This window comes from Victivallis lenta, from assembly GCF_009695545.1.
GTDB classification, from domain to species: Bacteria; Verrucomicrobiota; Lentisphaeria; order Victivallales; family Victivallaceae; genus Victivallis; species Victivallis lenta.
Genome location: NZ_VUNS01000001.1, coordinates 130,412 through 142,625, shown reverse-complemented (window position 1 = coordinate 142,625; position 12,214 = coordinate 130,412). Strand labels below are relative to the sequence as shown.

The window sequence follows — 12,214 nt, the reverse complement described above, 5'->3', positions numbered from 1 at the left end:
GGAACAGGAATTATGAGCAAACCACTTACGCTGGATCGCCTTCTGTATACGGCGCGCCGGTTCGGCGCTTCGGACATCCATTTGATCGCGGGGCTGCCGCCCGCCTGGCGGGTCAACGGCGAAATCGTCCTCGCCGAAGCCGAACCGTATTCCGCGGAGACGCTGGCCCGCCTGGCGCTCGACGCGCTGACCGAGGCGCAGCGCGAGACGTTCGAAAAGGAGATGGCGCTCAGCTACTCGCTCACGCATTCGGAGCTGGGCAGGTTCCGGGTTTCGGTCTATCTGCGGAACGGCTCGCCGGAACTCTCCATCCGCGCCTGCGCGGAAAAGCTGCGCACCCGCGAGGAGCTCGGGCTGCCGGAGGCGGTCGACCGGCTGCTCGACCGGCCTTCCGGCCTCATTCTCGTCACCGGGCCGACCGGTTCCGGCAAGACGACGACGCTGAATTACATGATCGACCAGATCAACAGCCGGCGCCGCGGCAAGATCATCATGATCGAAGACCCGATCGAATATGTCCACACCCACAAGATGTCGCTCGTAGTCCAGCAGGAGCTGCACAGCGACGTGCGGAGCTTCCACGAGGGGCTGCTGCACATCCTGCGGCAGGACCCGGATGTGATCGGCATCGGCGAGATGCGGAATTTCGACACGATCGGCACCGCCCTCACGGCGGCCGAAACCGGCCACCTCGTGATTGCGACGCTGCACACTTCGAGCGTGGTGACGACCGTCGAACGGATCGTCGGCGTGTTTCCGCCCGAGCAGCAGCAGCAGGTGATCGTTCAGCTCGCGAACTCTCTGCAGGGGATTCTGACCCAGCAGCTTCTGCCGACGGTCGACCGCAAGGGCCGGGTGCTCGCCTGCGAATATCTCTCCGTCGACCTCGCGTCGCGGAACCTGATGCGCGACGCGGACTGGCACAAACTCTACACGCAGCTTGAGCTCGGCACGCAGCAGGGGATGTGCACGATGGATTCGTCGCTGATCCGCCTCTACGAGCAGGGACGCATCAGCTACGATTCGCTGCTGTCGCACGTCGTCTACCCCGATACGGTGCGGCGGAAATACAACCGTTCCGGAATCTGATCCGGAGGAGTGGGCCGGTCCGGGCCGCGGAATGGTGAGAAAACGGTTTTTGCCGCTTGCCTTTACCGGGAAAACGGAGTATATTTTTCATATTCTGTTTTGTACGTCAACAGCAAGGAGATTTCATGAAGCAAACCCCGGAAACCATCGTGCTGGTCAACTTCGGATGCGAAGACATCCAGAAGTTCGCCCGCTCGATCCGTGACCGTCACATCTACACGATGGTCATGCCTTATACCGTTCCGGCCGAGCGCGTGATGGAGGAGAAGCCGGTCGGGCTGATCCTCTGCGCCGACGCCGGTACGCCGGAGCGCCCCGGCGCGCGCGAAAAATTCGAAGCGCTGAAGCTGCCGATCCTCGACCTGACCTCCGGCACCGGAACCGGCGACGTGGACGCCGCCGTCGCATTCTGCTGTCAGTGCGGCTGCCACGGCAGCTGGACGATGGAGAAGTTCATCGACGAAGCCGTGGCCGACATCCGCCGCCAGGTCGGCAGCGCGAAGGTCGTGCTCGGTCTGTCCGGCGGTGTCGACTCCTCGGTCGTCGCCGCGCTGATCCACAAGGCGATCGGCAGGCAGCTGACCTGCGTTTTCGTGAACCACGGGCTGCTGCGCAAGAACGAGCCCGAACTCGTGCAGGAGATTTTCGCCCGGAACTTCGATATGAACCTCTGCTATATCGATGCGTCGGACCGTTTTCTCGACAAACTCAAGGGCGTCGCCGATCCGGAGCAGAAGCGCAAGATCATCGGCAAGGAGTTCATCGAGGTCTTCGCCGAGGCGGCGGCCAAGGTCGACGCTCCGTTCCTCGGGCAGGGGACGATCTACCCGGATATTCTCGAGAGCATTCCGCTCGACGGCAATCCGAACGGCGTCATCAAGAGCCACCACAACGTCGGCGGTCTCCCGAAGAATATGAAGTTCAAGCTGGTCGAGCCGGTCGAGCGGCTGTTCAAGGACGAAGTTCGTCAGGTCGGGCGGCTGCTCGGGCTGCCGTCGGAGCTCATCGACCGTCATCCGTTCCCGGGGCCGTCGCTCGGTGTCCGGCACGTCGGCCCGATCGAGCGCGACACGCTGCATATGCTCCGTGAAGCCGACGCGATCGTGACCGAGGAGCTGACCAGGGCCGGCTGGTATCACAAGACCTGGCAGACTTTCGCGATCTTCGTGCCGGTCAAGACGGTCGGCATCAAGAACGGGCAGCGTTCGTACGATTACGTTATCGCGATCCGTTCGATCAACAGTGTCGACGCAGTGACCGCGCAGGTCGTGCGCCTGCCGTGGGAGCTCCTCGAGACCATGATGGAGCGGATCGTCCGCGAAGTCGACGGCGTGAACCGCGTGGTTTACGACATCACGGCGAAGCCGCCGGGGACGATCGAGTGGGAATAAGCCCGCGGTTCCCGATCTGACTTTCGCGGGACTCGGAGGAGGCGTTTTCCCCTCCGGGCCTTTTTATATTCTTAAGCGCAATCACCCCCGCCGGCCAGGCCGGCGGGGGTGATTTTCAGATCGACGCATGTGCCGGGGCGGGCATCCTTCCCGGCTTAAGTGTGCCGAATGGATTACCGGGAGAGTTTCCGCCCGTACCAGATGCTCCAGCCGGTCGTGATGCACGCGAACAGGATTGCGATGATGTACGCTGTCTGCAGCTCGAGCCCGAAACCGAGCAGCGGCTTGCCGAGCGGTCCGCCGTGTGCCGGCGAGATCCAGAGGATATAGGTCGCGACGATGAAGGTCATGAATGCGCCCGGCACGGCGGTGATCCACCCCGGCTTGCGGTTCCGCAGCAGCCAGACTGTGCCGGCCGTCAGCGTGCAGCTTGCGAGCACCTGATTGCCCCATGCGAAGTAGACCCAGAGCTGGTTGAAGGTCTGGGCGCTCTGGTTCGACCACCAGAGCAGGAGCGAGACGACGGCGATCAGCGGCAGGCAGAGCAGAAAGCGGTTCCTGATCGGCTTCTGCTGAATGCGGAACATTTCCGCCAGACTCAGCCGCAGACTCCGCATCGCCGTGTCGCCGGAGGTTACGGCGAGGATGATGACGCTGATGACCGTCACCGCCCCGACCCAGCTGCCGAGGAAATGCGTCGTGATCTTCGAAAGCACATTGGTCGGGTTTTCCTGCATGAGCTCGGGGAACAGATTGTAGATCGCCAGTCCGGCCGCCGCCCAGATCATGCCGATCACGCCTTCGAGCACCATCATGCCGTAATAGCTCGATTTCGCCTGTTTTTCATGCTCCATCGTGCGGGCGATGATCGGCGACTGCGTGGCGTGGAAGCCCGAGAGGATGCCGCAGGCGATCGTGACGAACAGCATCGGCAGGATCGGGCTGTTGTTGGCGGGGGTCAGCATATTGGCCCGGAATGCCTCCGACTCCGACAGCAGCGCGGGGTTGCCGGCTGCGTGGAACATCAGGACCGCGAAGATCGCGAAGGTTCCGAGGATCAGCAGCGCGCCGAACAGCGGATAAACCGAGCCGATGATCTTGTCCACCGGGAACAGCGTCGCGGCGATGTAGTAGAGGAAGATGGCGATGACCGCCGTCCAGAACAGCGCGGTCGAGGGCCAGAAGCCGTCGATCAGCCGGGCCGGAATGTTGATGAATACCGCCACCACCAGCAGCAGCAGGAAGATCATGAACGCCGAGAAGATCCAGTAGAACGCCTTGCCGGTGTTCATGCGGATCAGTTCCGGCAGGTTGGCGCCGTTGTGCCGCAGCGACATCATGCCGCCGACGAAGTCGTGCACGGCGCCGCCGATGATGTTGCCGACCGGAATGATGAGGAAGGCGATCGCGCCGAATTTGATGCCGAGGATCACGCCGATCACCGGGCCGACTCCGGCGATGTTCAGGAGCTGGATCAGCATGTTTTTCCAGTGCGGGAGCCGGACGAAGTCGACGCCGTCCGAACAGGTCCGGCATGGCGTCGGCCGGTCGTCCGGCCCCAGAATCTTTTCGACGAACCTGCCGTAAGTGAAGTAACCGATCACGAGAATCGCCATCCCGAGCAGAAAGAGCAGCATTTTTTCCTCCTGATGCAATATGCCTGAACGAAACTCATTAATATACATCCTCCAAAGGATGATGCAAATTTTTTTTTCGGAAAACAGGTCGTGCGGGATTGCGAAACGGCGCGGCGCGGATATAGTAGTTCCCCATGCTGGTTTCAACAACAGATGAGGGAGGTGCAGCATGTTGATTTTTCCCGAACCGCGCCGGGTTTCCGATTCGGGTTCCTGGGTGAGCTATGCGGATCGCCGCTGGCTGGTCCTTCCGGCGGAGGCCGGATTCGAGCTGAAGGAGGCGGCGATGTGCGCGGCGGAGCTGCTGTCGGAGCGTTTTTTTTCTCCGGTTGAGGTGACGGCCGGCACGCCGGGCGCGGGCGCCCGGCTGCTGACCATGGTGCGGGATTCCACCCTGCCGCCGGAGGGATACCGGCTCGAAACGACGCCGGAACAGGCGCTGCTGTCGGCCTCCGGCGACGCCGGGTTTTACTACGGATTGCTCACTTTCCGGCAATTGCTGTCGGAACCGTGCCGGGTTCCGCTGATGCGGATTGACGACGCGCCCGATTTCGCGCGGCGCGGCTACATGCTCGACGTGTCGCGCTGCAAGGTGCCGGCCATGCAGGAGCTGAAACGGACCGTCGACAGCCTGAGCGCCTTGCGTTACAATGAGCTGCAGCTTTACATGGAACACTCTTTCGCGTTTGCCGGAGACGAACGGGTCTGGTTCGACTCCTCGCCGCTGACGCCGGCGGAGATCATGGAACTCGACCGCTACTGCCGCAGCCGTTTCATCGAGCTCGTGCCGAATCTGAACAGCTTCGGGCATCTCGGCCGCTGGCTCTGCCTCGGAGAGTACCGCGGCCTGGCCGAAAGTCCGGAACCGTGGTATTTCGAGGCGTGGGATGCCTGGTATCAGGCGACGCTCGCTCCCGGAAAGGAGGCGCTCGACTTCATCGACCGGCTCTACGCCGAGTTCCTGCCGAACTTCACGAGCGGAATGCTGAACATCGGCTGCGACGAGACTGTGGAGCTCGGGCAGGGGCGCAGCCGGAAGCTCTGCGCGGAGCGCGGCCTGCACCGGGTTTACCTCGATTTTCTCTCGGAACTTGTGAAGCTGGCCGGCAGGCACGGGCGCCGGGTCCAGTTCTGGGGCGATATCATCCTGCATGAGCCGGAGCTGATTCCGGAGCTGCCGCAGGGGGTGACTGCGCTCGACTGGGGATATGAGGCGAACCACCCGTTCAGGGACGAATGCGCGAAGTTCCGCGCCGCCGGAATTCCGTTCTACGTCTGCCCCGGCACGTCGGCCTGGAACTCGATCACCGGCCGGACCGCGAACATGTTCGGCAACATCGGTTCGGCGGCCCGCTGCGGCCGGGAGTCCGGGGCGGCCGGGCTGCTGCTGACCGACTGGGGCGACGGCGGGCATCATCAGTACTGGCCGCTCTCCTGGCCCGGCATCGCCGCTGCGGCCGGGTGGAGCTGGAACGCGGCTTCATCTGTGGAAGAGGCGGTGCCGTACGCGGTCGATTTCGCCTTCAATCCGGGTGGTGACGGGAGGCTCGGGGAGCTGCTGCTCGATTACGGCCGCATCTGCGAGGCGTTCGCGCATCCCGGCGTGAACCAGACCTGCTTCTGGGGCATTCTGAATGCGCCGGATCGCCGCTGCAACCGCGAGCTCCTGGAGCTGGCGACGGCGGACGAGGCCGCCGCGGCGCTTGCCGCGCTCGCCTCCTGGCGCGGCCGTATGACGGAACATCCGCCAAAGGCTCCGCGCCTCGTGCTCGACGAGCTCGCAAATTCATCGGAGCTGGCCCGCCTGGCGCTCGAATCGCTGGCGGCCCGGAAAGGCGGCGCTTTCGATGCGGCGGCCTGGAACGACGGCCTGCGCCGGGTCATCGGGCGTCACCGCGATCTGTGGCTGGCCCGCAACCGGGCCGGAGGCCTGCGCGAAAGCATGAACGTGCTCGAAGGCTTCCTGAAGAAAGATATTCGCTGACAACTCCGGACGGACATCATCCCGCCTTCAGCGGGTGCGCAGCACGACCTCTTTCCCTTTGGCGAGGCTGACGTACCCGCTGTCGGAAAGCGGCTGCCCGGCCGGCAGTTCGAGGCTGGTTCCGTACAGCCAGGCGGATTTCAGGTCGTAATTGTTGAACAGCAGATAATACTTGCCGTCGATCGGCTCCTCGGAGAGCGCGACTTCACCGGCCGCGCACATCTCGGGATCGAGCAGCTCCATGCTGACGGCCGGTCTCTGCAGGCTCAGCAGCCGCGGCAGCTGGATCGGCAGATCCGGATACTCCCCGGTGAAATAGGTCCCTTCATCGTCGTTCATGACGATGATCGTGGTCCGGTCGCCGGGCGTCAGCTCGAAGGCGATGCCGTAGGTGTTGGACAGGAGCGGCATCTCCTTCGATACGGAACGGGTTTTGATCCGTATCGACCCTTTGAGCTTCTTCTCGGCCGCGTTCCAGTCGAGCTTGCGGTCGAGCTCGTAGTCGACGGTGGTTCTGGTCGTCCGGGGCTTGTCGTCGTCGCAGCCGGCGATGAAGCCGGAACAAACCAGCAAAAACAGAAAAAATAGATGTTTCATCGTTCCTCCGGGATTGCCGGTCGTTTAAATATGGTCTCTTCTTCCGCGGCATGGACCGGTTCGACCCGGCCGAAGCCGAGGCGGCCGAGTTCGCCGATCACCTGCCGTACCAGGCTCTCCGGCGCGCTGGCTCCCGCGCCGATGCCGACCGATGCCGCCGCGAGCAGCCGTTCGCGCGGCAGCTCCTCCGGTCCTTCGATCAGGAACGCTTCGGCGCCCGCCTGCTCCGCCGCTTCCCGCAGCCGGTTCGAATTCGAGCTGTGCGGAGAACCGATCACCAGCACGGTTCCGGTCTTTTCCGCCAGCAGCCGCACGGCTTTCTGGCGGTTGGTCGTCGCGTAACAGACCGCGGCGGCCGACTCCAGGTGCGGATAGCGGTCCCGCAGCAGCGTCTCCATCGCGCGGACCTCCTCCGTATTCAGCGTGGTCTGCGCCAGGAGCACGATTCGCGTTCCGGCCGGAAAATCCGGCAGCCCGGCGAGCTCTTCCCGGCTGCCGGCAGTGAAGGTCCGCCCGGCGCCCGACCGCCCGACCGTTCCCTCCACCTCCGGATGGCCCCGGTGACCGAGCAGGATCAGGACGTCGTCCGCCTTTTCCGCCGCATGGTGCAGTCTTTTCACGAGCGGACAGGTCGCGTCGATCGTCCTGAGCCCCCTGCGGTGCGCCTCCTGTTCCACGGCGGAGGAAACGCCGTGCGCGCTGAACAGCAGCACCGAACCCGGGGGAACTTCATCAAGCGACTCCGCAAAGCGGACGCCCCGTTTCCGCAGGCCGTTCACGATAAAGCTGTTGTGCACGATCTCATGCAGCACGTAAACCGGCGGCCCGAACCGTTCCAGAACTGCGTCGACCGCCTGCAGTGCCCTGCGCACTCCGGCGCACATGCCATGCGGATGTGCGAGATAAATGCATTTCGTCTGCTCCATTCTTTCTAGAATACTCTTGTTTATGCTTTTTTTCAAGCGCCGCGGCATATGAAAAAAAGTGTTTTTTTACGTTTCTCCGATTGAATTGTCCGGAAAATTCAAGTAGTTTATAACGCAAGTACCGCCACCGAGGGCAGCCGTTGTCCGTCCGTGCGGTTTTTTTTGAACTTTTTTTCAGGACAAGGCAAAAAAATGCACTACTTTTTCGGTGAGGCGCTCACGCCGGTCGAAGAGATTGCCGAAATCGCTGCGGAGAAAACGGTTCCCGGCGGCACCATGCTCTCGCAGAGCGGAATGATCACCCTCTGGATCGGGATTGTCGCCTATGTCGGCGTGTTGATCGGAATCGGCTTCTGGTCCAGCCGCAAGGTGAAGGGAATGAACGACTTTCTGGTCGCCGGGAGGCGCCTGCCGCTCTGGATGGCCACCGCCACATTGCTGGCGACCTGGTTCGGCGCCGGGTCGAGCATGGGCGTCGCGGCGACGGTTTATTCCGACGGCATCGGCGGTGTGCTGGCCGACCCGTTCGGCGCATCGATCAGCCTGGTCCTCGCCGGCATCTTCATCGTCGGGCTGCTGCGGCGGCTCAAGTGTCTGACCGTGACCGACATCGTCGAGCGCAAATACGGCAAATGGGCCGGCGTGTATACCTCGCTCTGGATGATCCCCGTCTACATCGGCTGGCTCGGCGCGCAGATGCTCGGCATCGGCACGATCCTGCATATCCTGACCGGTATGGATGCGATATGGGGGACTCTCATCGGCGCGGCGGTCGTGCTGATCTACACCTTCGCCGGCGGCATGTGGGCCGTGACGCTGACCGACGTGGTGCAGGTTTCGCTGATCGTCATCGGGCTGTTCGTCATCGTCCCGGGGGCGGTGTTCGAGGCCGGGGGCTGGTCCGAGATGACCAGCCGGCTCAGCGCGGCGGATCTGTCGATCGGCATGCGGCATGCGCTCGACCCCGCCACCGGCGAGCCGGTGCCGTTCGTCTTTTCGGATTACATCTACTACATCGGCAGCTGGATCGTCATGGGGCTCGGCTGCATGGTCGGGCAGGACCTGATCCAGCGTTCGCTGGCGAGCCGCAACGAGAAGATCGCAGTATCGAGCGCCGTCATGTCCGGCTTCTTCTACGCGGCGATCGGCCTCGTGCCGATCACGATCGGCTTCGCGGCCCGCACGGTGCTGACCAATCACGGCATCACGCCCGAATCGATGGGGGTCGACAACCTCGAAAATCAGGTGCTGCCGCGCATGGCGATCATCATCCTCGGCAACATTCATCCGATCGTGCTGACGGTTTTCCTCGCGGCGCTGATTTCGGCGATCATGAGTTCGGCCGACAGTTCGCTGCTGGCCGGGTCGTCGCTGCTCTGCAACAACGTGATCGGTTCGATCTGGCCGCGGCTCAGCGACCAGAAGCTGCTGGTCCTGACCCGGGTGGCCACGGTTGCCCTGACCTTCATCGCGCTGCTGCTGGCGATCTCGGTCAAAAGCATCTACAGCCTGATGATCAACAGCTGGGCGTCGCAGCTGGTCGTGATCTTCATTCCGGTCGTGACGGCGCTTTATGTGCCGAAGGCAAGCAAGAACGCGGCGTGGGCTGCAATGGCGGTCTCCACCGGCGTCTGGCTCGCCTACGTTTTCGTCGATTCGAGCGGGACCGGGCTGAGCTTCACCGAACTTATGAACACCGACCTCGACCGCAGCCTGACGGTCGGTGCGGTCTACGGCTTTGCCGCCGGCGTCGTCGCTTTCATCTGCTGCTACCTCGGCGAGCGGGTGCCGCACTGGGTGCTCGACCAGCCGGACGAGGAGGACGAATAGGATGACCCGTGTGCTGAAACTGGCCGAATCCGGCGTCGATGCTGCGGCGGACGCCGTTCTCGAAGCGCTCGCCGGGCCCGGCGCCGTGGTCCTGCTGCCGACCGAGACCGTCTACGGACTGGTCTGCCGCGCCGATGACGCGGCCGCCCGGCAGCGCATTTACGACCTGAAGGATCGCGATGCTTCGAAGCCGCTCGGCTGGTTCGTGGCGGATTGGCGGATGCTTGCCGGGTACGGCGTGCGTCTCGAAGGGCTGCCGGAACAACTGGCCGTGCGGCACTGTCCCGGACCGATCACGATCATCGCTCCGAGGCAGGACGGCGGCACGACGGGATTCCGGGTGCCGGACCATCCGCTGGTTCTGGCTGTTTTGCGCCGGATCGGCTGTCCGCTCGCCCAGACCAGCGCGAACCACTCCGGGCATCCGAACGCGCTGACCGTGCAGGCGGCGCTGGCCGAACTCTCCGGCGACGCGGCGCTGGCGGTCGACGGAGGCCCGATCGCACCGGATGCGCTGGCCTCCACCGTCGTCGATGCGACCGGGAAGGAGCCGCGCGTTCTGCGCCGGGGAGCGCTCCGCATCTGAAGTTTTTCCGTTTTTTTCGGGTCCCGCATTGACTTTTTTGTTTCTTTATGGTATAATTAGAATACCATGTTAATCGAGTCAGGAGGTGGCGATGAGACGAATGCTGTTCGGGGCGGTTGCGGCGTCGGTGCTGGTGCTGGGGGCTGCCGAGCCGGTGATTACGGTGGATGCGAAGGCGGACCGCGGGCCGGTCCGGGAGCTGGTATTCGGGCACAACGTTGAAGCGGCCGACAATCGCGGCATCTTCACGGCGCCGCTGGCTCAGCCCGAACCGCGCGGGCTTGAGGTCGAGTTCGGGCAGGGCTACTGGGACGCGGAGAACAGCCGTCCGGCGCCCGGCGTCGTCGAAATCATGAAGACGGTTCCGTTCGGCGCGCTGCGTTATCCGGGCGGCTGCCTCGCGCACAACTACGACTGGAAACTGACCGTCGGCCCGCGCGGGAAACGCGGCAGCGGAAACTGGGCTTTCGGCCTCGACGAATATCTCGAGACCTGCAGGGCGCTCGGCTGTGAGCCGCAGATCATCATCCCGGATTATGCGATGGAGATGAAAGCGCTTCCGCAGAATGCGGCGGACCTTGTCGAATACCTGAACATGCCGGCAGAAAAGAGGTATCCGTGGGCGATGAAGCGGGCCGAATACGGCCACCCCGAGCCGTACGGCGTCAAATACTTCGAAATCGGCAACGAGACGATCCACGGCAATCACGGCGGGAATCCGACCCGGCGCTACTCGCCGGCGGAATACGTTGAATATTTCAATTCGGTGGCTGCGGCGATGAAGAAGGTCGATCCGTCGATCCTGGTCGGAACGCAGACCGTCCTCGGCGGCGATGAATGGGACCGGGTCGTCTATGAGGGAACCGCGAAGAATGCGGACTTTGCGATCTATCACTCCTACTACCCGCAGGTCGATTCGCTGGAGCCCGGCCCGGCGTTCAGGAGCGTGATGGCCGGCAACGAGCAGATGCGCCGCCGGCTCCGCGGGTTTCACCGCCGCATGAAGGAGGCCGGCAGGGATATGCCGCTCGGAATCACCGAGTTCAACATCCGGTCCATCGCCGGGAAGAAGGATGCCTACCGCTACAGCTACCTGGCCGGCATGCAGTGCGCCGAGCTCTGGCTCGATTTCCTGCAGCCCGAGGCGAATGTGCTGATGGCGAACTACTGGCATCTGCTGAATGCGATGTACGGCGTGATCGTCACGATTCCGGGGGCGGACGTTCCGGCGGGCTACGACGGCAAGCTGCTTGAAATGAAGGCGGCGGCCCGCTTTTTCCAGACGCTGAAGAGTCATCTCGGGACGGAACTTGCGGCGACCTCGCAGAAGAATGTTCCGGTCTTCGAGGCGAATGCGAGCCCGGGCGTGCTGGCCGCGAAGGGCGACCGATTCATTCCGGGCGACGGCCCGTTCGTTCCGCTCCCGCTCAACGCATTCCGGCTGAACAATCTGACCATGCCGGGCATGAGCGCGGAGGGAAGCAATGCGAGCCGGAGCCTGACTGTCCGCTTCCGGGATTTCAGGCAGGAGACCTACCCGGATTTCGTGACCGTTTTTCGCCCGAAGGAGATTCCGATGGGCCGGGCGTGGGAGCTGGAGGTGTCGTTCGAGGCGAAGTTCACGCCCGCGCCGGATTCGACCGGATCGGCCACCATCGGTCTCGGCATGATGGACATCCGCGGCTGGGCGGCAACCCACAATGCGACCGCGATCTACGGCATCAATGTCGCAAAGGAGTGGACTCGTTTCCGCGAGACGCTGCTTTCGCTGGACGACACGCAGGCGATGGTTCTGACCGGGCGGGTGCAGCATGTGCAGGGGGCGATCTCCGGCACGCTTGAGATCCGCGATCTGCGGGTGGCGGCCCGGCCGGCCGGACAGTGTCCCGCCTATCAGGGGCTCAGCAGTTTCGCGAGCCGTTCGGCGGACGGGAAGACGCTCTGGCTGATCGTGTTCAACCGGAGTCTCGACTCCGAGATTCCGGCGAAGATCGAGCTGGAGGGCTTCCGCTATGCGGCGGGGTCCGCCGAGGTGCTCTATCAGGACGATCCGGGCACGGTCAAATACTTCGAGCCGCAGAAGGAAGCTGTTCCCGGCAGCGGAAGCTCGTTCCGGTGGAAGTTCAAGCCGCACTCGATGACCGCCTTCACCCTGACCGCCGGGGAATAGCGGG

Annotated in this window: 9 protein-coding genes; 6 read left to right on the top strand and 3 right to left on the bottom strand. The window is 63.4% G+C overall.

Annotated elements, in window-relative coordinates; all coding sequences use genetic code 11:
• Positions 1–12: 12 nt before the first annotated feature.
• Together FYJ85_RS00605 and guaA are read left to right on the top strand one after the other, a co-directional pair.
• Entirely contained in the window at positions 13–1,089 is a 1,077-nt protein-coding gene (locus FYJ85_RS00605; protein WP_106053099.1) for a type IV pilus twitching motility protein PilT, read from the top strand.
• 125 nt (positions 1,090–1,214) lie between these two features.
• Positions 1,215–2,480, top strand: coding sequence for a glutamine-hydrolyzing GMP synthase (guaA, locus tag FYJ85_RS00600; protein WP_106053098.1), 1,266 nt, complete (start codon positions 1,215–1,217; stop codon positions 2,478–2,480).
• Positions 2,481–2,653: 173 nt separating this feature from the next.
• On the opposite strand, the gene FYJ85_RS00595 is transcribed toward guaA, so the two are convergent.
• On the bottom strand, positions 2,654–4,117 hold the full coding sequence (locus FYJ85_RS00595; RefSeq protein ID WP_158703914.1) for a carbon starvation CstA family protein: 1,464 nt from the start codon (positions 4,115–4,117) through the stop codon (positions 2,654–2,656).
• 169 nt (positions 4,118–4,286) lie between these two features.
• Here FYJ85_RS00595 and FYJ85_RS00590 point away from each other — a divergent pair, with 169 nt between their 5' ends.
• A complete protein-coding gene (locus FYJ85_RS00590) occupies positions 4,287–6,101 on the top strand; it encodes a beta-N-acetylhexosaminidase (RefSeq protein WP_154416651.1) in 1,815 nt (604 codons plus the stop codon).
• 27 nt (positions 6,102–6,128) lie between these two features.
• Here the strand turns inward: FYJ85_RS00590 and FYJ85_RS00585 are convergent, their stop codons facing one another.
• Positions 6,129–6,698: a hypothetical protein gene (locus tag FYJ85_RS00585; RefSeq protein WP_106053095.1), complete on the bottom strand. Its 570-nt coding sequence runs from the start codon at positions 6,696–6,698 to the stop codon at positions 6,129–6,131.
• Positions 6,695–7,624 carry a 4-hydroxy-3-methylbut-2-enyl diphosphate reductase gene (gene ispH, locus FYJ85_RS00580; RefSeq protein ID WP_206212898.1) on the bottom strand — a complete coding sequence of 310 codons (930 nt, stop codon included), beginning with the start codon at positions 7,622–7,624 and terminating at the stop codon, positions 6,695–6,697. Before ispH ends, FYJ85_RS00585 begins: the two co-directional genes overlap by 4 nt.
• Before the next feature lie 192 nt (positions 7,625–7,816).
• Here ispH and FYJ85_RS00575 point away from each other — a divergent pair, with 192 nt between their 5' ends.
• The 3 genes from FYJ85_RS00575 to FYJ85_RS00565 all read left to right on the top strand — a co-directional run bounded on the left by FYJ85_RS00575 (position 7,817) and on the right by FYJ85_RS00565 (position 12,210).
• The gene (locus FYJ85_RS00575; protein WP_106053093.1) at positions 7,817–9,454 is read left to right on the top strand and encodes a high affinity choline transporter 1; all 1,638 of its coding nucleotides are present in this window, start codon (positions 7,817–7,819) and stop codon (positions 9,452–9,454) included.
• A 1-nt stretch (position 9,455) separates the two neighbouring features.
• Positions 9,456–10,040 (top strand): L-threonylcarbamoyladenylate synthase, encoded by a 585-nt coding sequence (locus tag FYJ85_RS00570; RefSeq protein ID WP_154416649.1) that lies wholly within the window; start codon positions 9,456–9,458, stop codon positions 10,038–10,040.
• Positions 10,041–10,131: 91 nt separating this feature from the next.
• Positions 10,132–12,210: a hypothetical protein gene (locus tag FYJ85_RS00565; RefSeq protein ID WP_154416648.1), complete on the top strand. Its 2,079-nt coding sequence runs from the start codon at positions 10,132–10,134 to the stop codon at positions 12,208–12,210.
• Positions 12,211–12,214 lie beyond the last annotated feature (4 nt).

Excerpts from the sequence above, each read along its gene's own strand:
- guaA (WP_106053098.1), top strand. The coding sequence starts at position 1,215 with ATGAAGCAAACCCCGGAAACCATCGTGCTGGTCAACTTCGGATGCGAA.
- FYJ85_RS00605 (WP_106053099.1), top strand. The coding sequence starts at position 13 with ATGAGCAAACCACTTACGCTGGATCGCCTTCTGTATACGGCGCGCCGG.
- ispH (WP_206212898.1), bottom strand. The coding sequence starts at position 7,624 with ATGGAGCAGACGAAATGCATTTATCTCGCACATCCGCATGGCATGTGC.
- FYJ85_RS00565 (WP_154416648.1), top strand. The coding sequence starts at position 10,132 with ATGAGACGAATGCTGTTCGGGGCGGTTGCGGCGTCGGTGCTGGTGCTG.
- FYJ85_RS00595 (WP_158703914.1), bottom strand. The coding sequence starts at position 4,117 with ATGCTGCTCTTTCTGCTCGGGATGGCGATTCTCGTGATCGGTTACTTC.
- FYJ85_RS00575 (WP_106053093.1), top strand. The coding sequence starts at position 7,817 with ATGCACTACTTTTTCGGTGAGGCGCTCACGCCGGTCGAAGAGATTGCC.
- FYJ85_RS00590 (WP_154416651.1), top strand. The coding sequence starts at position 4,287 with ATGTTGATTTTTCCCGAACCGCGCCGGGTTTCCGATTCGGGTTCCTGG.
- FYJ85_RS00570 (WP_154416649.1), top strand. The coding sequence starts at position 9,456 with ATGACCCGTGTGCTGAAACTGGCCGAATCCGGCGTCGATGCTGCGGCG.
- FYJ85_RS00585 (WP_106053095.1), bottom strand. The coding sequence starts at position 6,698 with ATGAAACATCTATTTTTTCTGTTTTTGCTGGTTTGTTCCGGCTTCATC.